We start from the raw sequence: 24,570 nt of genomic DNA, 5'->3' as shown, positions 1-24,570 counted from the left end.
ACTAACTACACAAAGATTGATACACGTGTATTTCCACTTCTTTTTCATGTATATTCGATGAATTTTCTTGATTGTGTGTAGCACAGGTACCTTTACATTTTTCGACAAAGAAAGCCCTGCACATCTTATTTGATGTGCAAGGCCAGTTTAGTTCTTAACTATATTTATATCTCGTCCATTTTCTTACATCACCAGCAATTACGTCTGCGATTAACTTCCCTGCATCGGCATCTAAAGTCGTTATTACGGTTAATATCTCTGTCTCGATCAACTTCATTGCGACGCATAAAATCGTTGAATCGATCAATATCATTGCGTCGACCAAATTCATTACGACGATCAAATTCATTGTCAAATCTGTTATCCCGTTCAGACCTTACTCTACGGCACTCACAAATTAAATCTACATCTCGTCTGCGTCTATTATTGTCAAAGCACATATGTTTTCACCCCAATCATCGCATAATAAGCTGGCCAGCTCTTACCTTAATATATGGATGAGTGAATCAATTGGAATGGACAAACAATATAGTTATAGAATCTTTATTTAAATTGTATTGTAAAGGTGCCTGCGCACTACACACAAAAACCCACCATTCTTTGATAAAATGTAATTAGTTCTTAATTGAAATGATGTGAAGGATTAATTAATTTGGGTACCTGTTTTGGGGTACCTATTTTATTTACCACAAAATAATACAGGAGGTATTCATGATATGCCTAACACCTTAAGCAACACCCTTTTTACGGTTCCACCACCTTCAAGAACATCGTACCGATACGTTCAGGTAATCTTCTTCGACCACTTATTGACGGGGAACCCGCATTTCGCCGTGTTTGTGAGGCAATCGAACAAGCAAAGCAGAGTGTTTGGGTTACCGTCACTTTCATGTGGGCAACATGCCAGATGCCTGACGGTAGAGGCACTCCGCTCGATGTTCTGAATCGGGCAGCTGACCGCGGATTGGATGTGCGTGTAATCTTTTGGCGTCCTGACGCTGAGACCGCATCATTGAAAACAAATGCATTCTGGGGAGCTCCGGGGCATTTTGATAAGTTAATTGAAAGCGATTCATCAATCCGAATTCGCTGGGATCGAGCGCAGCCCGGCTATTGTCAACATCAGAAAAGCTGGCTGATTGACGCAGGCACTTCATCGGAGACGGCATTTTTAGGAGGCATTAATCTGAATCCGAATTCTGTAGTCTCCCCCGGCCATCAAGGCAAAGGGCAAAACCACGATGTATACGTGGAACTTAAGGGGCCTTCGTGTGTCGATGTCCACCATAATTTCGTACAGCGTTGGAATGAATCAAGCGAAAGAAATCTGACTGACGGACATTGGAAGGCTGATCGCAATCACGATCTACCCTTCCCTACCGCTATTCCTGAGGAAAAAGGAAAGGCACTCGTTCAGATTCAACGGACGATTCATAGCGGCCGGTATGTGAATGGGCAAGCTTCACCTAACGCAAATGATTTTGACATCGAGGCCGGTGAACAATCGAATTTCGAACAATATTGCACTGCGATTAAAGCTGCACGCAGCTCGATCTATATGGAGCATCAACATATCGACGTTCCTGAAATCGTCTCGCACTTGCGAGATGCCTTACAACGTGGCGTAGAAGTAGTAGTGGTCTTGCCCGCTGAAGGAACAATGACTGAGGAATTGGCCTCCCTTACCGCTTTCAATAACTTTACAATGGCGGGCATCGCTGGATTAGGTGATGACGGCAAGAGGCACCCGGTTTGGATTCACTCCAAACTGATGCTTGTTGACGGTGAATGGGGAACTGTTGGCTCATGCAACCTCCACCGTTTTTCGCTTTTCGGCAACTGCGAGATGAATGTTGCTTTTTGGGATCAAGAGATGGCGCAGACACTACTTTCCGAACTGCTTCAAGAGCATATAGATTACGATGTTTCCGAACTGGACCATCTCACCGCATTGTGGCTTTTCGCAAAGACAGTCCATGACAATCGACGACTCTATGAAGAAGGAAATTTGAGCTATCAAGGGATTGCCTTTCAACTGCTTCCAACAGCTTCGGATGACCCCGTACATAATAAACTGATTTATAGGGATAGAACGGTGTTTGAATAAATTTAATGCGAATTGCCCTGAAGGGTTTTATCAATGGAAACTCGAAATTATTACTATAGTAAGCCATTAATAAACTTGGGGGGAAATGTATGAAGGTGCTTATTTTGGGAGGAACTCGTTTTTTAGGTAGAGCTTTGGTTGAAGAGGCTTTGAAACGAGGACATGAGGTCACTTTGTTTAATCGCGGGAACAACTCTGACGTGTTTCCTAATGTGGAGCAGTTGACCGGGGATCGAAATGGGGATGTGTCGCAACTTGAAAATCGAAAATGGGATGTCGTTATGGACACATGTGGAATGACCCCGATTCAAATCAAAAAAATTGCTGATGTGCTTAAGGATAACGTCGAGCATTTGACGTATATCTCAAGCATCTCCGTTTATCCAGATTGGATTCCCCTCAATATTGCGGAGGATTATCATGTGCATTCCATTCCGCCGGAAGATGTTTTGAAGAAAATCGAAAAGGGAGCCGTATCCCCTTACGAATATTACGGTGGGGATGAAAGTGGCTTGCGAAGTGGAAACCGAAAAGCATTGGCCAAATCAGGTTTTGAATGTGCGAGCCGGGTTGTTAGTCGGTTCATATGACTATACGGATCGTCTCCCCTACTGGGTTCAGCGTGTAGCGCAAGGCGGAACTGTGTTGGTCCCGGGCCGTCCGGATCGTGCTGTACAATTCATTGATGTAAAAGATATGGCGGCGTGGGCGTTAACTATGGCGGAAAATAGGAAATCGGGAACGTTCAATGTTACGGGGCCAGGTTATGAATTAACGATGGAAGAGTTTCTGAATACATGCAAAGCCGTCACAGGAAGTGATGCCGAATTCGTCTGGGCAGATGAACAATTCATGATGGATCAAAAGGTGCAACCATGGACGGAAATGCCTTTATGGATTCCCGAGGAATTCGCGTTAGGAGGTGCATCCGAACCGTGGAAAGGCAGTTCATTTATCAGTATAAAGAAAGCTGTCGAGGATGGACTTTCCTTCCGCCCACTTGAAGATACAATCTCCGATATTTACCAATGTGTGCAAGCAAGACAGGACGAAGATTGGAAAGCTGGAATTTCACGGGAACGGGAGCAGGAACTCCTTGAGGCTTGGCAACCTGCTAACAAACAATCGGAAGTATTCTAAAAAGTCAGTTGCAAACCCTCCTCCCCCTGTGTACAATGGTGGCGAGAGGAGCGATTGCATAATGGGCATAAGGAATTTAAAGCACCACCTGTAATGAAATAAAAATTACAGGAGGAATTTACATGACGACAAACCAATGGGTCATCCCCTTTTACCAAAAACAATTTGAATGGTTACAAGATATAGAAGATGAAATGACAGGCTACATGCAAAAAGAAGCTGATACGATTGAAGAGCAAATCGGAGTAAAATTCAAATCGATGCTCGATATTGGAGCTGGCATCGGCAGTATCGCACGGACTTTAGACGCGCGGGGCATTGCAATGACGACGCTGGAATTAGTTCCTGAATTGGTCGAAGCAGCTAAACGTCGTTCATCAAAAACAATTGATATTCATTTAGGCGATTTCTACACACACGAGTTTGCCAAGCAATTCGACGTCGTGAGCTATTTCGATGGCTTCGGCATTGGTTCAGACGACGATCAACTTACACTTCTGAAACGAATGAAAAACTGGGTGACAGATGACGGCACCATAATCATCGATATTTACAACCCGAATTACTGGCGTAACATTGCAGCTGGTAAAGCAATGAAAATCGATGTTGCAGAGAGGATCTATTCATTCGACGAAGTTGGCTGCCGAATGGTGGATAGCTGGTGGCACAAGGAGAAGCCCGATGAAATTGTCACACAATCGCTTCGTTGTTATACAATCGATGAAATAAGCACTATGTGCAATAAAGCAGGATTAACAATCATCGGTATCTTTCCAGGCGGAGCCATGGATTTCGACAATGGGGCATACGTGGAAACAGCAACGTTGTCCACTTGTCTTTCCTATCGGATTAAATTAAAAAAGAACCTTTAACCTGGCGCATTAAGTGATTGAAATCTGCAGGTTCCCTAACGGGGCAATAATCCATCCGATTCGAATTAACACCTCGGGGATGGATTATTTTTTATGTTTTTTTCGGGGTACCTTAAGGTTTCACCGTTTTTTATATGCAAGAACTGTAAATATTTTCGATTGTTTGTTACACAGCCTTCACAATTATAATTCCCTGAAAAACAAGGATTTCCCTTATCAATAATAGAAATATGTAGGTATACAAAAATAAGAGATATGAAGATTTACACCTTCTAAAAGACAGGAGTGTTTATCAGTTGGCAATTTTGAATTCAAATTCCCAATACATAAGAGCCGTGCGCCTGAAGCACGAAGGGATACCGCACGGAATATTTCCGTTCACCCTTCCATTCGTCCGTAACTTGCACGAATTAGAGCTTCATCCGAACATCACATATGTAATAGGTGAAAACGGGATGGGTAAGTCTACGTTGCTGGAGGGAATCGCGATTGCTTATGGATTTAATCCTGAAGGTGGGACATTGAATTTTAACTTCTCAAGTTTTAATTCCCACTCGAAACTCGATGAGCATATTCGTCTTGTCAAGGGGACGGAACGGGCGAGGGATCATTTTTTCTTCCGAGCAGAGACGTTTTATAATGTGGCTACGAATATCGAGGAGCTTGACCAGCAACCCGCATATGGACCGAGGATCATTGATTCGTTCGGAGGTGTATCCCTTCACGAGCAATCTCACGGTGAGTCCTTTTTGCTGTGTTCCGGGAACGGTTTAGGGGGAACGGCTTATATATTTTGGATGAACCCAAGGCTGCACTGTCCCCTTTTCGGCAAATCGCATTGCTTGCGCGGATCAATGAACTTGTAACGGAAGGGTCCCAGTTCATTATATCCACTCATTCACCCATTATCATGGCCCACCCACTCTCCAAAATTATTCAGATTACAAAGGACGGAATTGATGAAACGAAGTTGGAGGAAACGGAGCATTACTCCATCATGAAGCAGTTTTTCGACGACCGGGACCGTTTGTTGTATCATCTTTTTCAAAATGAGTAATGGAAATGTGGCTGTTGCTCCCTGACATTTTCTCGAAAGTAACAATCCTGCTTACTCGGACGTTAGCAGTGAATTGTTACTTTTTTTACTGCAATGGTTTTATTGTCCGGAATGTTCTACTTTTAATTAAGATAAAAATAGTTATTCAAACCTTAACGTTACCAATTCTCATAGATTGTGTCTAAGTAGTAGTAGATAAAGAGAGGTGAGCGATTTGTCCGGTGAGAGTTGGTTTAATGAATATGTTGACGCCGTCTACAGCTATATCCTGATGCTTGTGAAGGATTCCCATACCGCTGAAGACCTGACTCAGGAAACATTTGTGAAAGTACTTGCAAATGAACAGCAGTTCAAGGGGGACTCCTCCGTCAAAACATGGATTTTCCGGATTGCATACACAACAACGATGAACCATTTTAGAAAGAAGAATCCTTTGACGTATTACTTCGATGTGCACGTACTTGATTCCCAGAGGCATAATGCTTCCGCAGAAGAAACCGTACTTCTGAATACACAGCATAAACAATTTTACGAGGCGCTCAATCGATTGAAAAAGAGCTATCAGCAAGTAATTATTTTGCGGAAAATCCAAGGGTTTTCCACGAAAGAGGCATCATCCATCCTCAATTGGTCGGAAGGAAAAGTGAAGATGAGTTTACTAAGGGCACTACAAGCATTCAAAAAGGAATTGGAGAAAGGTGGTTTTTCGATTGAAACATTTATCAGATGAGAATATCTCAAAAGAATTGGAACAGCTTGGCGAAGCATTTCGGCCTTCTTCCGTGCAAAAAGAAAAAATGCACCGGTATATTTCCACTCAGACACGTCCGAAGAAACCGTTTCATGTTCGTAAATTGCTTCCGACTCTTCTCTCGGTTATCGTTTTATTTTCGGTAGGCTTCGGTCTGTATATCGGTCTTGGGGAATCCGAGTCGGCGAATGTTACGTCCTCTTGGGATCAATTAGCAATGCAACAATTAAGCCACACGAGTGCCACAAATTACACACTAATATTTGACGGATCTACGCTGACGATTGAGGATTATTATATTAATAATCCCGAATTAGCGGCAATGTTTACTTTTAAATTTAAGGAACCCCTATTAGTGGCTGGCACGTACGAAAATTACACCGTAAAGCAAAAAGGGGATACGTTTACAATCAAGGTCAGTGGAGAAGGTGGATTCACTTACAAATTGGAGAAAAAGGGTCCACGAATCTTCGTCGGTGAAGACGGTATTGAATTCCATACCTGGAGATATTTGGAAGAAGTAATTAATGATATGACCACCCCTGAACGTTTGGATATTGCGACACAGTCAGAACACACATTTTTAATTGAATGGGGCTCGGATACAATGGATCGAGGAGACCATGACTTCGAAACCCACGAACACGGTAAGCTTGTCGTTTCAACCGATTTCAGCGAACTTAAGCGTGGGCAGCCGGTCTACTATCATATGCCCCCTTCTGAAATTGCAAAAAACTCGGCTATTCCCGAAATGTATATCGGTAGAGTTGTCGGTTTACCAGGTGAAACTGTAGAAATTAAAGGCGGTCAAGTGTATATTGACGGGAAAAAGCTCGATACGTTTTACGGAAAAGCAACAGTGCGGGGCATGGGTGAAGAAGAATATTTTAGGACGGCTCCTAAAAGAAACCTTGCACAGTCCTGGAGGGACTATTTCAATATGGATGTGGCAGCTGTCACTGTGCAGGAAAACACAGTCTACCTCTTAGTTGATCATTGGTGGCGCGGCACGGATAGCCGTGACTTCGGACCTTTGCCGATCGAGAAAATTGAGGGTATCATACTTGGGTATGAAAAGTGAATTTTTGTCGGTACCTTAATGATTCCGACACGACTTTCATATAGTAGAAAAAGTCTTGTAGGAAAAGAGGCACCTGATTGATAGAAAAAGCATTGTTAATGATTATTGCTTTACGGATTTTCTCCGGCAGTGTGGATATCGCCGCCGCCCTGTTGATGTACAAGTTCAATGATTTGGAAAAGGCTTTTTACATCAACACATTATTGGCTCTTGTCGGACCTTGTATATTGATCATCACCACCGCCATCGCATTATTCGGTCTTGCTGAAAAAATCTCTCTCACACGGATGATTTGTCTTTTTGCTGGAATCACGCTAATTCTTATCAGTTTGAAATCTGACTAAAAACCTATTAAAAACAGCCATTGGAATGAATATTGTTCCAATGGCTGTTTTTAATCGTATTATTAATATTTTCGAAAAAAAGTTATTTTACGACAAATCAAATTACGTGGTAAAATAAATTGAATTTAATTCCAAAAGGAAGTGTAAACCCTACAACAAGAACCGTTAACAATTAAACCCATTACCCAAAACCGTATTTGTTTTGAAAATTAAACAGTTTAAGAGGTGTTTTAAGTTGATAACGGAGTATAAAGACCAAACTATATTTAATCACGTTGGAAGTAAGATTATTACAGATAGAGAGATTGACATAGTCGCTAGATTAGAGGAGCCATTGATAGTTGTTTTAGGAAATGTGTTAAGTGCCGAAGAGTGCGATGAACTGATCAACTTATCTAAGGACAAAATGGACCGTTCAAAGATTGGAACGACACGCGAAGAAAATGAGGTAAGAACAAGTAGCAGCATGTTTATTGAGGAAAGCGAAAACGAATTTGTTGTTAGAGTCGAAAATAGAATCTCAATTATTATGAATATACCTATTGAGCATGGAGAAGGCCTTCAAACCTTCGGTATACTCCAGGCCAACAGTATAAAGCTCATTATGATTTCTTTTCATCAACAAACAAAGTGATAAACAATAATAGAATTAGTACGCTCGTTATGTACTTAAATGATGTTGAGGAAGGTGGAGAAACCTTCTTCCCCAAGATGAATTTTTCAGTATCACCTAAAAAAGGTATGGCAGTCTACTTCGAGTACTTTTACAACGATCAAAATTTAAACGAATTAACTTTACATGGTGGAGCGCCAGTTATAAAAGGAGAAAAGTGGGTCGCAACACAGTGGATGAGAAAACAAAAAGTAAGGTGAAATAGTAAAAACTCCAGTGCCTTTATGCTGCACTGGAGTTTTTTATACTTACAAATACGTATCCAAAAATTCTCGGATGGCGCGATAGCCTTTAATTTGGTTTTCGCGTTTTGTAAAGCCATGTCCTTCATCTTCAAAAATGATGTACTCAACAGGAACGCCATTTTCCTTTACCTTTTCGACGATATCATCAGACTCGACTTGCAACACTCGCGGGTCATTTGCGCCTTGCAAAACGATGAGTGGCTTGTTAATCTTTTCAGCATGGAAAAGAGGCGAAATACTACGGATATATTCGGTCTGCTCATATGGATCGCCAATCTTTTTGTATAACAATTCACGCGCCGCTTCCCACCATGGTGGAATGCTCTTCAGCGTTCGCTCCCAGTTGGATACCCCAAATATATTGACCCGACTTCGAACGAATCAGGTTGGAATGCAAGTGCAGCAAGCGTCATAAAACCGCCGTAACTTCCCCCGATAATCCCGATTCGATTTTCATCGATCCGCCCTGTCCCAATTAAAAACTTCTTCCCTTCAATACAATCGGCCAAGTCCACTTCACCATGTTTCAAATCGGCTGCCTTGAAAAATGTTTTCCCGTAACCAGAACTCCCCCGGTTATTTACTGCAAGTACCGCATAGCCGTGGTTCACCAAATACTGGATCATCGGGCTGAAATCGACTGTCGACTGGCCACCTGGACCACCGTGCACCCAAATAAGTGCGGGCGCCTTTTCACCATCTTCAAGATGAGGCTCATAATAAATTGCAGGGATTTCAAGTCCGTCGAATGAAGGGTAATGAACAACCTTCGCATTCACAAGGTCATTCTCGTCAATTTCAGGATTAAGAGTATCCGTTAAGCAACTTAATTCCTTTGCTTCAAAATCGTAGACATACAGATTAGCTGGAGCTGTTGAGCGGTTTACTAAAAACGCCATATACCGTTCGCTTTTGGAAATGGACAACCCGCTAATTTGGCCTTCCGGGAAATTTGCTATCTCAACAGACTCCCCTGTTTCCGATTCGATAACTTTCACTTCGATTTTCCCGTCATTATTTACATAATAGTAAAGGTATTTATGATTAGGGGAAAAGCGGGCAGTTAAGATATCCCAGTTTTCTTTCGCGACAACCTCGCTGTTTCCTGACGTGAGGCAAAGTCGTTTTACGTACTGAAACTCATGGTCTTCATCTGTCAGATAGTATAAATGAGCAGAATCCAAGTCAAATGCGACTGGTTGATATTGAACATCACCATCATGTTCCGATAAATGTTTTACACCATCTTCTTCTGTGTAGATAAACATATCCGAATCATTCGATGTCCGCGGCTTGTGTAAGGCAATATATTTTTATCATGTGAAATCGCTGAAACATAATAGCCTTCTTCATTTTTAAACAATAAAGTTGGTTTTAGCGATTCAATATCCATTTCATACAAATCCATAAAACGCGGATCCCTTACATTTGATTCATAGAAAAAATGCTTATCATCCCGGCTCCAACGTTGAAACTCCGCTTTTTCTTCTTTGCCTGGAGTAAGATCGACACTTGTCCCATCTTCTGCTTGCATATATAGATGTGTTATTTCATTCCCGCCTTGATCACTTCTGTACATAAAATTACGTCCATCGGGAAAATAACCAACCGGTATCATAAAATTATCCTGTGAGTTCGTTAATTGTTCGACATCGTTTCCTGTACGGGATACTGCATACGTATTGTAGACACCCGAGCTATCACTACCAACTAAAATCTTTTCGTCATCCGGGGATATCGATACCCCTACAAGCCTTTCACAACTGATGAATTGTTCAATAGAATACTTTTTCTTTACACCAATCATTTCTTCGCCCCTTTTCCCTTTTTCAAACTACACCCCACTAATATAGTAAACTATTTAGACTACTATGACAAATTTCAGTACAAGTCATTAGCATTAATTATCTGCATTTATCTACGCAAATTGATGCTTACAATTTCATTATTCGTTCCAACTCGCATCGGCATCCCCCAGGTCCCGACGCCCGATGATACGATAACATGCGGACTGGTTGCGTTCTTTTGATAATGTCCATAATCTACTTCAAAAATTGCATTTGTTATTAAGCTGCCGGAAATAGTTGCCCTCTATGCGTATGACCGGCAAGCAATAGATCGATTTTGTCTTCATATAATTCAAGTTTGGATGGTGTGTGATCCATAACAATAATAGGTAAATCTATATCATTAATCGACGTTAAAATTTCCATTATATCTTTCCGTTGTAACCCACCGAAACCTCCTATTGGCGATGGATCTACCCTTCCGACCAATATAAATTTGTCATCAATAATCACATGTTCATCATTAAGAAGCGTTATATTGCTTTTCTCAAGGAAGCGAACCATTTCATCAAAGGTATCTCCCCATCATGATTTCCCAAGCTAACATATACACCATATTTTGTCTTAATATTTTTTAGTAATTCAATGGCTTTTTCAGGATTTTTAATTGCGTTATAATCGTCGTTAAATAGATCTCCAGCTATCGTAACAATCTCGGGTTCAAGTAAATTTATATTCTCAACTATGCTTTCAAGACGTTTTTCGGAATTAACAGCACCGAGATGCAGATCGCTTATCAAGACCATATTGATGTCTTCCGGTAAACGATCCCCTTCCATTTGAATATCGTAGGAAACATGTTTAATCTGAGTTGCATTATAGATGCCATAGCTGACGATGCTTGTAGTAAGTAAAAACACCGCCAAGCCCGCATAAAGATGGATACTTCGCGGCATAGGTTTTGGAATTAATTTCAACAGACTTCCAATAAATAAAATCAAGTTGGCCATGAGAATAAATAGGAGGAGATATGCAAAAACCCCCATCCAATAAGCGCTAATCCAACCTAATACACTCTTAATGCCTGAAGGTAACGGTAAAAAAGCGAGTATGATAGAAGAAGCGATGAATATGTAAATACCTGTGTACAGCTTTGGCTTTATATTAGGAAAAACCAAACGAAGCCATTGATAGGTTTTTCTTGCGATATAATAATTTGCACTTCCATAGATAGAAATAATAATGATAAAAGCGAAAACCACACCAACCATAGCAGCACTCCCCTTCCGTACAACATTTTTCCTCTAATTTCATATCCCATTTTAACAATTTTTTCTTTATTCTGCCAAGTAATCTTACTTTCCAGCCTTATAGTATATATAATTGAAATAAACAAGAAATTTTAATCTGATGGACGGTATAGATAATGCCTTATCTGGAAGGGGGAAAAGTCATGTTTATGAAAAAAATGTATTTACTCTTCGTTTTGTTAGTGTTAGTCGCCTGCTCAAATGATCCGCCAATTGGTGAAGTGAAACATACAGAAGAGAACAAACAACATATTGATGTGGATGAAGACGCGTGGGAAAATGACTTCACATATACTCCGGAAGGTCAGGAGGCAGGATTATCAATTCTTATACCGACTACAAGTATGTTAAACGCTAGTCGGACGTTTACACTTACTGGAATGGTTGATCCTGCCAAGATTAAACATGAGGAGATTTTGATCGAACTCAAGAAGGATGGGTACCTTTGGAAGGATGTCCTTTTAGTTGTAAACGGTGAATTCACGTATGATATCCCTCTATTTTTCGGTAAAGGTATTCATGACTTGGTTGTCTATGTTCCAGATAAGGAGTATGACGATTATTTTCAAGTCGGAACTTCAATGCAAATCGACAATGGCTCCGACTATTGGGACGACATCCATTATAGCCCGACTTATGTTACGCGCGGTATCAATTTTGAATCCCCTTCCACTGGAGGCAACGAAGCCAACTTAACTTATCGTATTAAAGGATCCATAGATATGGATGCGCAAGCTGCAAAAGAGACAACCCATTTAGTAGTAACAACAAGTAAAAATGACGATTATGCGGATTACATTATTCCCGTCGAGGATTATAAATTTGATGATGAAATCTATTTACGATTTGGACCGGGAAAATACTTTGTGACTGTGGGTGTCGCAAAAAAAGAGGAAACAAATCGTGCAATCCCTGTATATAATCAGGTTGCACAATTCATAGTGGAAAACACTTCCGCCGAAGATCTCCGTGATTTATTGCCATCTAGAGGAGTTCAATCCGATGCACCTGAAATCATTGCCCTTTCAAATGAACTCATAAAGGATTCAATGTCGGATCGTGAAAAGGCAAAAGCGGTTTACGAATATACAGCGAAAACAATTTCTTATAATACCGGGAAACTATATTTCATTGGCAATCAATGGGACGATAGCGCCTTAAAAACGTTAAAATTCAAAACAGGGATTTGTGTAGATTTTGCTTACCTTGCCATTGCCCTACTTCGTGCAGCCGAGATGGAAGCAAGGTATGTAGTAGGAACTGCAGGATTCGGAGATGATCGTGAAGGACACGCTTGGGTGGAAGTAAAAGTGGATGGTGAATGGCTAACAATGGATCCTACATGGGGCTCTGGATATATCGACTACGGCCGTTTCGAGCCCGAGTATACGGAGGATTATTTTGATCCTACAGAAGAAGTATTCAGCAGTCATGTAAAAGAAGGTGTGGCTTATTAAGTGATAGTTTCGTTAGGAGGGATTCGTATTAAAAGATATATTCCTATTTTGTTATTACTGCTTTCTGCATTCGTCTCTGCATGTAGTCAAAACGTAGAGGATACGGAAGAGTATTACGGGTTTATTGGCGGTGGCAAAGCAATGGGTTATGAGTTCACCATTACAAAAGAAGAACTTGGCTCCTTCCTTTGGGAGATTGGTTATAAAGGTGATCTAATTGTACTTGAAGAAGACGAAAGTAATATTGACGATTTGCTAAGTTATGCGAATGCTATACATGATGTGGAAGCAACGTACTCAACAGTCTTTTATTCAGTAATCTACTTTTTGCTTGTTGCGGCGATTTTCTTGTTTCTTTTCGTGAAGAATAGAAAAGTCCTAAAAAGTGGAGGTGCCATCGCTATTGTTCTTGCAGGCGGAATTTCATTGTATTTTGCACTTGATACATCAATAGACTTGAACAGAGCAATGCAAGAAGCAAAACTTTATTATTTGAGGTTAGTTGAGTGAGTGTGAAGAAAGCGGGCGGTGTATGTCAATCAAAAAGAGGTTGAAAAACGATATCATTTTTCAACCTCTTCGAGTTGTTGTAGTTGAATTCCAGCTTATTTATTGTTTTTGATATAATCCATGCCTTGATCTGTGATTGCTAAAATTAGATGGTCCGTGCCTTGCCCGCTATCTGTCGCATACCCCGCTTCAAGAAGGTGATCAATCGCTAACTTGCTGTTTAGATCAGCATTCAACATTGCTTTCGGTAAGTTATAACTTCCACCGTTAGTGGCAAAGTGATAGTCATAAAGACTTTGCAAAAGTACATCTGATAGTTTCTTTACTTCTTCATTCATCAAACAAATCTCCCCTTTCTATTCCCCATTCTTCAAAAAGCTGCAATATCCCTCTATTATTTCGCTTTTGTTAAGGTACCTGTGCATGAAACATTCATGTTTATTCAGACAATATGTATGAGTATGCGTAAAAAAATTATAAAGAGCGATATAGAAGGTTTTCAATTTAATATTTATACAATTGTAGTGAATAAACTAAATAGTGCCCTGCACAGGTACCAAAAAAACCATTACCAAATATTACCACGTTGCCTATAGTACTGAATAAAAGTATACTATGTCACGTGACATGAATTATCAAATCAATTAAACTATTAAAACTGAATTGCGGGGATCCGGGAAACAAGTTATACTATTATCTATCGGTGATGGGCAAACACTTCAGATTTACGATTAATTGCCGATAAGAGAATGGATAAAGTAAAATCTATTACGAAGGAAGCTAAATCACAATGAAATATTTAAAACATCATCTTACGGTCATACATATAGGGGCAGAAAAATGAAAAATACGTCTTTATTACAAGAAGAAAAAAGAGCTACTGTTATATTCTTATGGTTATTTTATATTGTATTTTTCTTATATGATATTTTTTATTACAATCTTTTTCCTTTATTACCATGGATGGCGGATGCCGTACCTGATACAGTATGGTATTTTTTAAGTTTCATTAAGCATTTAATCATGATCAGCTTGATCCCTGTTACGATCTATTTCTTTAGAAAAGGCAATCCAGGGAAGGCAAAATATATTGTCGTCATTGCTTATTTAGTAACGAACCTTGTATCGGATATATATTATTACTTTGGCAAGGCAGAATCCTATTCAAGTGGGAACCTCGTAGAATTAATTATTATATTATTTTCACCTATTTTCATTAATAAACGATTTTTTTATCTCGTTACATCTGGAGTAATCCTAAAATACATATTGGTAGGCTTATTCATACAAGATCCTGTCATATTATTTCCAGTTATCATTGTCATCGTATTATCAGGGATTGCTTACATCCTTCTTTCTCGAATCTTAAATTACGTGAAAGCATTAAAGTTCTCCTATGACGAGCAACTGGTTGGAATGGTAAAGGGAGTTATCGCCACATTGGAGTTAAAAGATCCTTATACGCGCGGACATAGTGAGCGTGTGGCTGAATATGCAATGAGTCTTGCAAAGGCAACGGGGAAAGTAAATGAATCCGAATTAAATTCATTTTATTATGCATGTTTATTACATGATATAGGAAAAGTTAATATTCCTGATGCAATACTGGCGAAACATGGTAAACTAACAGTGGAAGAATATGATGTTATTAAAACCCATCCAGTTGTTGGGGCAAAAGCAATTGAAGATGTCGAAGGAATTGCTGATCATATCGCCGTCGTTTATCACCACCATGAAAGATGGGATGGCAAGGGCTATCCAGCAGGACTCGTAGGGGAAGAAACACCTTTTGTTGCCAGGATTACAGCTGTTGCTGATGCCTTCGATGCAATGACTTCAACAAGGTCCTATCGACCGGCGCTTCCTTATGAAGAAGCTTATAAGCGAATTTTGGATGGAAAAGGATCCCAGTTCGATCCTGAATTGGTGGAAGTTTTTAAACAAGTGTTTCCAGATTGGATAACAATCTCTAAACAATATTTTAAAAATCATACACCAAAGGAGGGGCACAAACATGAAAATCCGTAAACTTAAACAAGTTAAAGTAACATGCTGGTGGTGTTTCCTATTTCCAAAATATTAAGGAATCCGACAAATGGGATGCTATCGTGAATAGCATCCTATTTTCATTTTAATAGGCGGTGGTGTTTGGTTTGAAGATAACGTTACAATCACAATTCACGCTTTATCCTTTAACCATTCGAATAGATAAGAAGAATTATATCGTTGAAGAACCTGTTTCTGGTGATTTTTTTGAAATGCCAGCGATTTGTATTGATGCAATTGAAAGGATAAATAGTGGCCAAACTTTAGGTGAAATCGAACTAATTCTACGGGAAAACTATCCGGATGAAGACGTCGATATGATGGAATTTGGCGGACAGCTTATCGATTTAGGTTTAGTTCAAGAGGTAGATGGAGAGAAAATCCCTCAGAAAAAGGAAATCCAGAAAACAGGTGGATTTACGTGGATCCCTTCATCTGTTGGACGATTCTTTTTCAATGGGTTTTCGAATAAAATTTATATCATTTTATTATTAATCAATATTTCACTTATCGTGTGGAATCCTAAGCTATTCCCCCATTATCAAGATATATTTTTATTCGATTCGATGATGTTGAATATCATCACATACATGCTGATATCCCTCGTATTAATCATCATTCATGAGTTCGGACATATTTTGGCGATACGATCCTATGATTTACCGGCAAAATTAGGTATTGGCAACAGGCTTATCTTTGTCGTTTTTGAAACAGACTTAACTGCTGCTTGGAAACTGAAGCCAAGGCAAAGAAATATCTTATATTTTGCTGGAATGTCTTTTGAACAACTATGTATGTTAATCGCACTTTCAATACAACTTCTCTTTCCAGAAGCGAATGCTATTGTTATAGGTATTTTAGGTATAGTTGTCTTCGATATTTTCATAAAAACCTTATACCAATGCTGTTTCTACATGAAAACGGATGTCTATTATTTTGTTGAAAATAGTACAGGATGCTATAACTTGATGGAAAATGGGAAACAGTATTTAAGCAAATGGCTGCCATTTTTGAGAAGTGATTCGACTGATACAGAGGCTTTCGATGGAGAGCAAAGAGTTGTTCGTATGTATAGCGTATTTTATCTCATTGGCATTTTATTAACGCTTAGTCTGATTGTCTTTTACTTCCTACCCCAGGCTTATTATGCGTATTCACAAGTATTCTCGAATTTGCTTTGGTCTACGACTCCATCAGCCTTTTGGGATGCCATAGCATTTCTTGGACAAACAGTCATTCTGTTAGGGTTATTCATATACTCTAAATTTAATAAAGGATGAAGTATCCACCACTTGAGTGAATACTTCATCTTTTTTTGTGTTTTTGGAGATCGGGACATTCATCCACTGCACTAAAGCCCATCCCCTTACATATTAATAGATATGGTGGGCTAAAAATCAGTTGAAAGGGGATTTCATGGAAAGAGGTAACAATCCAAAGGAAGAGCAGCTTGAACAGTTCAAGGTCAATAACTATGGAAAGAAAATGACAACAAACCAAGGGTTGAAAGTTTCTGATGATGAAAATTCTTTGAAGGCAGGCGTACGTGGGCCGACATTGTTAGAGGATTTCCATCTTCGTGAGAAGATTACCCATTTCGACCATGAGCGGATTCCAGAAAGGGTTGTCCATGCGAGGGGCTTTGCTGCTCACGGCGAATTTGAGTTGTTAAGATCCATGAAGGAATTTACAAGGGCGAAATTCCTTCAGGACGTTGGATCCAAAACTCCAATATTCATCCGTTTCTCAACCGTTGTCGGCAGCAAAGGATCCGCTGATACGGTAAGGGACGTACGCGGGTTTGCCATTAAGTTTTATACGGAGGAAGGAAACTTCGACCTCGTCGGAAATAATATTCCCATCTTTTTCATTCAGGATGCGATCAAGTTCCCGGATTTCGTGCATGCCGTGAAGCCTGAACCGCATAATGAAATTCCGCAAGCTTCATCTGCCCATGATACTCTCTGGGATTTTGTAGCAAATAATCAAGAAACTGCCCATATGATGATGTGGCTTATGTCAGATCGGGCCATCCCAAGAAGTTTCAGGATGATGCAAGGTTTTGGTGTCCATACATTCCGCTTTGTCAATGAGGACGGGAAAGCGAAATTCATAAAATTTCACATCAAGCCGCTTTTAGGTGTCCATTCGCTCGTCTGGGATGAAGCGCAAAAGATTGCCGGGAAGATCCGGATTTCCATCGACGTGACCTTTGGGAAAACATAGAGCATGGAAATGTCGTTGAGTATGGAATCGGTGTACAGATGATCGATGAAAAAGATGAGTTCATGTTTGACTTTGATATTTTAGATGCGACGAAGATTTGGCCAGAGGAAATAGTGCCCGTCCAGATGTTTGGCAAAATCACTTTAGATCGGAATGTATCAAATGTCTTTGCAGAAACGGAACAAGTCGCAATGCATCTTGGCAATATCGTGCCAGGCATCGATTTCACGAACGACCCGCTCCTGCAAGGAAGATTGTTCTCATATTTGGATACCCAACTGCTTCGTCTTGGAGGACCAAATTTCGCCGAAATTCCAATCAATCGCCCGGTATGTCCGTTCCATAATAATCAGCGGGATGGGTTCAGTCGCCAACGAATCGATGTCGGGCAGGTCGCCTACCATAAAAATTCACTCGCTGGAAATACTCCGTCTACTTCCAGTTGGAAAGAAGGGGGCTTTGTCCATTACGCCGAGAAGGTTGAGGGACGCGTCATTCAAGCGCGAAGCGATTCATTCCAAGACCATTTTTCGCAAGCTCGTCTTTTTTGGAACAGCATGACGAAGCCGGAAAAGGAACATATTACAGATGCCTTCATTTTCGAAGTCGGGAAAGTGAATTCGGCAGATGTCAGGCAGCAAGTTGTCGATATGTTCGTCAATGTGGATGTGGGATTGGCAACGGCAATTGCTGATGCGGTTGGTGTCAATCGCCCAAAGGTCAGCAAGTAAATGTTACAGCATCCTCTCCAGCCCTTAGCCAATCAAATACGCCAAGATATCCATACACACTCAGAGTCGGAGTGTTAATTGGCAGCGGGTTCAACGGTAATGAAGTGAAAGCAGTCGTCAATACATTATTTGAGAATGGCGTCGCAGTCGACATTGTCGGTGAGCATTTAGGCAGCCTTATGGGTGCCGATGGAGTGAAAGTCGTGTTAAATAAAACTTTCCTAACGACTTCGCCCGTCCTTTTCGATTCGTTATATGTTGTCGGCGGAAACGCTAAGAATCAAGCGAAATTCAAAAGCGATATTGAAGAATTTATCAATGAAGCATACCGTCATTACAAACCGATTGGTGTAGCTTCGACTGGGGAACCCATTTTCAACCAATCGATTGCGAAAATAGGACCTGGCATCGTAATCGCATCTCAGGCTGGAGCTAATTTCCCTGCTGATTTCATCCAAGCGATCACACAGCAGCGCTTTTGGGACCGTAATATCTATACCGAATGAAGGATTGAGCCATTAATGTAAAGTCTGTTTTTTATTCCAACCTTTTTGATCCAATCGATAGATCACCGCTGCCAATTGGGCTCTGGAAATAGGGTCATTGATTCCAAATCTTCCATCGCCGAATCCAGCCATAATTCCTTCTTGCCTCATTGTCTCGATTGCTATATAGGCCCAGTAGTCTTTGCGGACATCACTGAATGATTTCAGATTATTAGCTGCCGGCTCGGAATAAAAACCGGCATTGTAGAATATTTGTGCCATCTGTGCCCTCGTTGCATCCATTTTAGGCGAGAAATAGTCACTGCCTGTACCATTCATGAGTTTGTGTTGTGCAACCAAGACGACTGAATCATGTCCCCAAAAGCTTGTAGGTACATCTTTAAAGTGGATTGGTTCAGTTGTTTTGGTCAATCCTAAGAAATTACCAATAATTTTGGCTGCTTGCGCTCTTGTCAGACTATCGTTCGGTTTGAAAGTTCCATCATTGAATCCGTCAATCCAACCATTCTCTGACAAAAACTCAATCTCTTTTTGTGCCCAATGACCATGGATATCTTTGAACGTTCTTTCGTCATGCTCGTACAAATTCCATTCATCCATGATTTTGCCAACTGCGTTTCGATAGTAATCCCCACCAAGATGATTGTAACCTGCAGTCGCAATATCATATATGTATTGTTTGGATGCGCGTTCGTAATTCCAGCCTTTGTTTAAATTGTTTTCATAGTTTGTTTTCGCAAACCCGTATCTTTTATTTAGAAGAAATGTTCCCCCTAAGTAATCAACCGCTTCTTTACGGCTTGAAAACATGCGATACCAGTTATCTACTCTATTTGTTTCGTCATAGATAATCCGATCCACTCCAAAGTCGGATAACACTGGGACTGTCCCATTGTTTTCATCAGGTTGACCTTTCAGTTGCCACCCTTTATTGGGATTCGTTACCCATATTTTTATTCCAAAAATATTATTCGCATTGACTGCGATTCTCGTCGTCCCATATCCGCTCTCAATCACTGCCATTCCGATTATCGCGCTTGCAGGAATGCCCCATTTGGCACTAACTTCCTTTGCGTAATTCGAAATTTCATTGATAAAATTCACCCGGTCATTCATAGACGGATTGTATGTCGGCATGTAAGCATTGCTGTTTCTACCCGCTTCCTTATTTTCGAAAGGTAAGAAATTATTCGGTTTCGGAGTTGGAGTTGGATTCGTACTCGGAGCCGTGCCCGGTTCTGCAATCACCATCGCCGCGTTGATCGACAAAAATAGTAGAATGCCAATCAAAATTTTTACGATTCTTTTTGTCATTAACACAATACTCTCCTTACTGCTATTCTCGGAAATGCAAAATATATATATCTATTGTTTCCTGCGTCCCTATTATAATAGAAACACAGTCGCTTCCGAGCCGTTAAATAAAACCAGTGCCGGGTAGATATTCCAGTATGGTTTGGAGGTACCTGTTTTTTGAAGGGATATGAAGGTACCTGTGCAATAAACATTTATGTTTATTCAGTCAATTTGTATGAATATACACCCATGTTTTACAAAAGTTAATTTAAGAACATTTGTGTTTTATGTTTATACATTTGTAGTGAATAAACGGAATAGTTCCCTGCACAGGTACCTTTACAATTCCTTTACAATTACAAAAGGCCTTCCCGCTGAAAACGGGAAGGCCTTATTTTATTTACTATAGATAACTTCTGTTGCAGGGTTTCTATCGTTGGATAGGATTTTGTTATTATTTTTATCTCTGAATATCTTATATTCATTGAATCCTCTTGGCAGTTCGACTCGGACGTCAAGGGTGTCTGCCCAGAACATTGGATCGACTTTGATGCTATCTCTTTGATTTGGCTTTTTATAGATAATATTGTTGGTCTGTTTGGAAGAAGTGTACGTTATTTTTGCTTCTTTTGCGTGAATCGTTACTCCGTTCGTTGCTCCGACTCCACCCAATACATTGTTAGTAAAGGCAATATTTCCATCGAGGATCAGTTTTTCTTTTGTTTCTTTTTTAACGGGATTCCCTACATAGATTGCGGCTAAGGTGGAGTCTGTGAGTGTTGAGTTTGATAGTGCCAATGAAGCTCCGTTTCCGTTCACTTCGATTAGGTGATCGTTCATGTCTTTTCCTGCGGTGAAGTTCAGGTTGTCAATGACTACAGTTGAGCTGATCAAAAGTCCTTCAGCATTCTTTTTCGGGTCCCCTTTTGAGTTAAGGGTGATCGTTTTCCCATTCCCGTTAATGGAGACGGCAGCATTCAAATGGAATGGTTTATTCGTTGTGAAGTTATTGGCTATGTTCATCTTTGGAGTATACTTATCTGTTATTGTTTTACTAAGTTCCGTGAAGGCGTAAGTTAGCTCCAGGTCATTGTCAATGTGGTAATAGCTGTTTTGTATTTTCGTATATAGATTAAAATCGGAAAGTTTGAAATCAAAGTTCCCTTTCCCCTCGGTCCAAAATGCAGGGGCTGGTACACCTTTAAATTGATCATTATGCTGATTACTTTTACCATTAATAATAATTTTGCTATTAACCCGATCCGCAATGAGATGTATGCCGCCAAGTTGATTATTCACTGTGTCAACGTTTGTTAAATTAACGGTTGTCGGGGAGGAAGTTTTAGATGTATATACTTGCAAGCCGCCTTTAGTCGAATTGGCTAATTTCACTTTATTCAACGTAACGAGAGACGAATTGTCTGTTACGATATTGTAGCCTGCGAAGTCCGTAACTTCGGTATTCTCAAACGTAACAGAATCCGAATTGACAAGAACTCCATGACCTCGTGTACCGGAATGTCCGACCAACTTCACATTCTGCAATTTTGCATTCTTAGCATTTTCATCAAATGTAATCGCAGCTTCTTCAGCTTTGTATCTAAATCCATCGGCAACTTTAATCGTCGCTCCATTGATCGCTTGAATCTTTACATTTGGATAGTTTATATTCACGGATTTCGTGATCGTGATATCTCTACTAATCAATATTTCTGGTACCTTCAAAGAGATTGCTCTCTGTAATTCGGTTTCATTCGTCACGTTGCCTGTAGGAACGGAAATCTTCGACCCCGCAATGGATGTATACGTTCCCTTAGCTCCTGACACTGACAATGTCGAGTTGTTCAAGAAAGTTAATGTATCGTCAGTGAAATCAGTATCTACTTCCAAGCCCAAGCTACTGACTCGGTAAGTGATTTCAAATACTTTGTTCTTTAAGCGGATATCTTCATAGAATGTAACCGTCTTGTAGTTGCCGCTCGAAGTGACTGTCGAGTAGGCGGTGGAATAGTTGTTCCTTCCTTCACTCCATGAGAAAGTCCCCGCTTGACCGTTCGTGTAGGTGCCGTTATTGATCGACAGATTTGTCAGTTCGAGTGTTTGGTTTGTCTTGACGTCCCCGTCGTACATCGGAGTTTTCGTTGTCATCTTATACTTCGTAGGGTTTTGGTCAAATGTCATGGAGATGAATCCATTGCCGTCCATAGTTGCGGTTCGAATCGTAATGTCATAGACGACTGGCGGCACATAAGGAGGCGTGCGATCCGGATTTAAGACCCCGTTAATTCGTTCTATTCGGTACATTGCTGAATCATAGTTACGGATGACATTTCTAATAGATGTGTTCCAAGGAATGAGGACATTGGACACCCAAGTTTGCGTGCCTACGTTCACATAGCCGTCTCGTGGAATGTCTAACACCGAGATGGTACCTGATGCATTAATTGTCACAAGGCGGTTTGTCAGGATGTTGACACTTGTAAACATGCCTGCTCCATTCAATGTCACGTCCCTTGTCGTTGCGACTGAAACCTTAGGGACATTTGAGTAGATTGCCGCTTCTGATACTGAGCCTTCTACTGAAACCTCATTGACCCGAGCAGTATCATTTGTTCTGAGCGTACCATTTGCCTTCATTGTGAAGGATTGTGCGAATGATCTGTTCGAGAGTATGAAGTTCGTGTTGGATTTGGATAGCAGTACTGTATTCAAAGTGGAGTTATTGAAAGTGAAGTTTAGAGTGCGATTAGTGGGTGTGGTGTAGTCGTTAAATGTCGTGGAGCCTTTAATGTACAATGAATCTCCAGTGAAATAATTTTGCGTTCCGGAATTGAAGCTGACGTTTTTATTAACAATCAAATCCCTGACATTGAGGTAATCGGCATTGATAATCAGATTGCCATCCAAGGTTGCAGTGTTTCCGTACAATGTGATCATGTTAGATGAAGTTCCTGAGTTCCTGAGTTCAATTGTTGTGATGGACGTGATGGTACCTTTATCATGCTCAAAAGTAACTTTTGCGTTTTTTAAGGCATTGGAGTTTTGGGATGAAAAGAAGTTGCGTAAAGTTGTTGGAATGTCGTAATAGCCCTTATCCGTTTGCAGCGTATACCCATTGAACGTTGAAATCGTCGCATTCACAGTTTCCGTCCGCTTCTTGGCCAATTCGCTTCGGTGTACAAACATCGCCATTTGCCCGCGATCTACATTTTGGTTTGGTGCAAATCGGGTCGGCGTGATTCCGAACGTGATTTTATTGTCAATTAAGGACTGTAAATAAACAGCGTAATAGGCATTTGCAGAGACATCAGAGAATTTCGCTGTACGTAGTGGTTGCTTTTCAAACCCATATGCAATAGCCAAGATCTTCGCCATCTGTCCACGGGTCAACGGGTCATTCACCCCGAAATTACCATTCGAGTACCCATCAATGACGCCTGCCTCGTGAAGTGCCGCAACGTACTTGTAAAATCCGTGCGTTGTCGGGACGTCATGGAAACGCGGATTCTTCACATTCTTTAGATCCAAGTCCAATGAAGTCGCCAAAATCTTCGCGGCCTGGCCGCGGGTCACCATTGCCGAAGGTCTGAACGTCCCATCATCAAACCCGTGAATAATACCTTTTCCTGATAGATACATAATAGACTCATAAGCGACATGATTTGTTGGGACATCCTTAAACGACGTCGGTGCAGCAGAAACGACAACAGGTGCAACAATAGCACTCGTCACCACAGCCGCTGACGTCAACAGTTTAAAATTTTTATGGTTACTGACCAAACAGTTACCTCCTCATTTGTTCAATTCACAGATTAGACGACGGCAGGAAGTAAAAGTTTCGGGAGGTTTTCTCTATCTTTATGGAATGTATCGTAAGTATTAGAGGACTCTTTCTATGGGAAGTCGGCGCGGTTCTAAGGGAACTCCGGCACCTTCTATGGGAAGTCAACGCGGTTCTATGGGAAGTCAACGCAGTTCTATGGGAACTCTTGCACCTTCTATGGAGGTTGGCGCGGTTCTATGGGAACTCTTGCACCTTCTATGGGAGGTTGGCGCGGTTCTATGGGAACTCTTGCCTCTCCTATGAGAAGTCAGCGCGGTTCTATGGGAACTCCTGCCCATTCTATGGGAAGTCAGCGCAGTTCTATGGGAACTCCAGCACCTCTATGGGAAGTTGGCGCGGTTCTATGGGAACTCTTGCCTCTCCTATGGGAAGTCAGCGCAGTTCTATGGGAACCCCTGCACCTTCTACGGGAACTCCTGCCCCTTCTATGGGAAGTCAGCGCAGTTCTATGGGAACTCTGCCCCTTCTATGGGAACTTCGGTGCCTTCTACGGAGGTCAGTCAATCTTGGGCAATCCTTTTCACCTGTGTACTCAATACTTTTGTATGTTCATCGCGTCCACCACCAAAAAGGGGCTAACCAAATAA

18 protein-coding genes and 4 pseudogenes are annotated in these 24,570 nt (G+C 40.9%); 13 read left to right on the top strand and 9 right to left on the bottom strand.

Translation table 11 applies throughout. The features are described 5' to 3' along the window. Positions 1-154 precede the first annotated feature (154 nt). Positions 155-355 carry a hypothetical protein gene (locus tag QNH10_RS09395; protein ID WP_283734387.1) on the bottom strand — a complete coding sequence of 67 codons (201 nt, stop codon included), beginning with the start codon at positions 353-355 and terminating at the stop codon, positions 155-157. A gap of 534 nt (positions 356-889) precedes the next feature. Here QNH10_RS09395 and QNH10_RS09390 point away from each other — a divergent pair. The 8 genes and pseudogenes from QNH10_RS09390 (at position 890) to QNH10_RS09355 (ending at position 8,225) form a co-directional block, all read left to right on the top strand. Continuing rightward, the gene (locus tag QNH10_RS09390; protein ID WP_283734386.1) at positions 890-2,107 is read left to right on the top strand and encodes a phospholipase D-like domain-containing protein; all 1,218 of its coding nucleotides are present in this window, start codon (positions 890-892) and stop codon (positions 2,105-2,107) included. Positions 2,108-2,196: 89 nt separating this feature from the next. Then, positions 2,197-3,247 (top strand): annotated as a pseudogene (locus tag QNH10_RS09385) (SDR family oxidoreductase). Between the two features lie 122 nt (positions 3,248-3,369). Beyond that, positions 3,370-4,119, top strand: a complete 750-nt coding sequence (locus QNH10_RS09380; RefSeq protein WP_283734385.1) for a class I SAM-dependent methyltransferase — start codon at positions 3,370-3,372, stop codon at positions 4,117-4,119. Between the two features lie 302 nt (positions 4,120-4,421). Further along, positions 4,422-5,176, top strand: a pseudogene (locus QNH10_RS09375) (AAA family ATPase). Positions 5,177-5,390: 214 nt separating this feature from the next. Further along, positions 5,391-5,906, top strand: a complete 516-nt coding sequence (locus QNH10_RS09370) for an RNA polymerase sigma factor (RefSeq protein WP_283734384.1) — start codon at positions 5,391-5,393, stop codon at positions 5,904-5,906. Beyond that, positions 5,887-7,008 (top strand): signal peptidase I, encoded by a 1,122-nt coding sequence (gene lepB / locus QNH10_RS09365; protein WP_283734383.1) that lies wholly within the window; start codon positions 5,887-5,889, stop codon positions 7,006-7,008. The genes QNH10_RS09370 and lepB overlap by 20 nt, the downstream gene beginning before the upstream one ends. Before the next feature lie 98 nt (positions 7,009-7,106). Continuing rightward, positions 7,107-7,352, top strand: a complete 246-nt coding sequence (locus tag QNH10_RS09360; RefSeq protein ID WP_283734604.1) for a YqhV family protein — start codon at positions 7,107-7,109, stop codon at positions 7,350-7,352. 235 nt (positions 7,353-7,587) lie between these two features. Beyond that, positions 7,588-8,225 (top strand): annotated as a pseudogene (locus QNH10_RS09355) (2OG-Fe(II) oxygenase). Positions 8,226-8,273: 48 nt separating this feature from the next. Here QNH10_RS09355 and QNH10_RS09350 read toward each other — a convergent pair. The 5 genes from QNH10_RS09350 to QNH10_RS09330 all read right to left on the bottom strand — a co-directional run bounded on the left by QNH10_RS09350 (position 8,274) and on the right by QNH10_RS09330 (position 11,328). Further along, a complete protein-coding gene (locus QNH10_RS09350; RefSeq protein ID WP_347178051.1) occupies positions 8,274-8,591 on the bottom strand; it encodes an alpha/beta hydrolase family protein in 318 nt (105 codons plus the stop codon). Between the two features lie 5 nt (positions 8,592-8,596). Continuing rightward, positions 8,597-9,538 carry an alpha/beta hydrolase family protein gene (locus QNH10_RS09345; protein WP_283734381.1) on the bottom strand — a complete coding sequence of 314 codons (942 nt, stop codon included), beginning with the start codon at positions 9,536-9,538 and terminating at the stop codon, positions 8,597-8,599. Continuing rightward, the gene (locus QNH10_RS09340) at positions 9,508-10,077 is read right to left on the bottom strand and encodes a TolB family protein (RefSeq protein WP_283734380.1); all 570 of its coding nucleotides are present in this window, start codon (positions 10,075-10,077) and stop codon (positions 9,508-9,510) included. Before QNH10_RS09340 ends, QNH10_RS09345 begins: the two co-directional genes overlap by 31 nt. A 259-nt stretch (positions 10,078-10,336) precedes the next feature. Beyond that, positions 10,337-10,621 carry a metallophosphoesterase family protein gene (locus QNH10_RS09335; protein WP_283734379.1) on the bottom strand — a complete coding sequence of 95 codons (285 nt, stop codon included), beginning with the start codon at positions 10,619-10,621 and terminating at the stop codon, positions 10,337-10,339. Next, positions 10,591-11,328 carry a metallophosphoesterase gene (locus QNH10_RS09330; protein ID WP_283734378.1) on the bottom strand — a complete coding sequence of 246 codons (738 nt, stop codon included), beginning with the start codon at positions 11,326-11,328 and terminating at the stop codon, positions 10,591-10,593. The genes QNH10_RS09335 and QNH10_RS09330 overlap by 31 nt, the downstream gene beginning before the upstream one ends. A gap of 182 nt (positions 11,329-11,510) precedes the next feature. Here QNH10_RS09330 and QNH10_RS09325 point away from each other — a divergent pair, with 182 nt between their 5' ends. Together QNH10_RS09325 and QNH10_RS09320 are read left to right on the top strand one after the other, a co-directional pair. Then, positions 11,511-12,824 carry a transglutaminase domain-containing protein gene (locus QNH10_RS09325; protein ID WP_283734377.1) on the top strand — a complete coding sequence of 438 codons (1,314 nt, stop codon included), beginning with the start codon at positions 11,511-11,513 and terminating at the stop codon, positions 12,822-12,824. Continuing rightward, a complete protein-coding gene (locus tag QNH10_RS09320) occupies positions 12,825-13,334 on the top strand; it encodes a hypothetical protein (RefSeq protein ID WP_283734376.1) in 510 nt (169 codons plus the stop codon). It begins immediately after the preceding gene. A gap of 95 nt (positions 13,335-13,429) precedes the next feature. On the opposite strand, the gene QNH10_RS09315 is transcribed toward QNH10_RS09320, so the two are convergent. Then, entirely contained in the window at positions 13,430-13,672 is a 243-nt protein-coding gene (locus tag QNH10_RS09315; protein ID WP_283734375.1) for a hypothetical protein, read from the bottom strand. 502 nt (positions 13,673-14,174) lie between these two features. On the opposite strand from QNH10_RS09315, the gene QNH10_RS09310 reads away from it, so the two are divergent. From QNH10_RS09310 to QNH10_RS09300, 3 genes and pseudogenes are all read left to right on the top strand, one after another. Next, positions 14,175-15,362 (top strand): HD-GYP domain-containing protein, encoded by a 1,188-nt coding sequence (locus tag QNH10_RS09310; protein ID WP_283734374.1) that lies wholly within the window; start codon positions 14,175-14,177, stop codon positions 15,360-15,362. Between the two features lie 125 nt (positions 15,363-15,487). Next, positions 15,488-16,660, top strand: coding sequence for a peptidase (locus QNH10_RS09305; protein ID WP_283734373.1), 1,173 nt, complete (start codon positions 15,488-15,490; stop codon positions 16,658-16,660). 121 nt (positions 16,661-16,781) lie between these two features. Beyond that, a pseudogene (locus tag QNH10_RS09300) lies at positions 16,782-18,843 on the top strand (catalase). A gap of 12 nt (positions 18,844-18,855) precedes the next feature. Here QNH10_RS09300 and QNH10_RS09295 read toward each other — a convergent pair. Continuing rightward, positions 18,856-20,157, bottom strand: coding sequence for an S-layer homology domain-containing protein (locus QNH10_RS09295; RefSeq protein WP_283734372.1), 1,302 nt, complete (start codon positions 20,155-20,157; stop codon positions 18,856-18,858). A 378-nt stretch (positions 20,158-20,535) separates the two neighbouring features. Continuing rightward, positions 20,536-23,919, bottom strand: coding sequence for an S-layer homology domain-containing protein (locus tag QNH10_RS09290; RefSeq protein ID WP_283734371.1), 3,384 nt, complete (start codon positions 23,917-23,919; stop codon positions 20,536-20,538). Between the last annotated feature and the right edge of the window lie 651 nt (positions 23,920-24,570).

Source organism: Sporosarcina thermotolerans (assembly GCF_030067815.1).
GTDB classification, from domain to species: Bacteria; Bacillota; Bacilli; order Bacillales_A; family Planococcaceae; genus Sporosarcina; species Sporosarcina thermotolerans.
The sequence above is the reverse complement of the archived record's forward strand: the minus strand, read 5'-3'. Positions and strand labels throughout refer to the sequence as shown.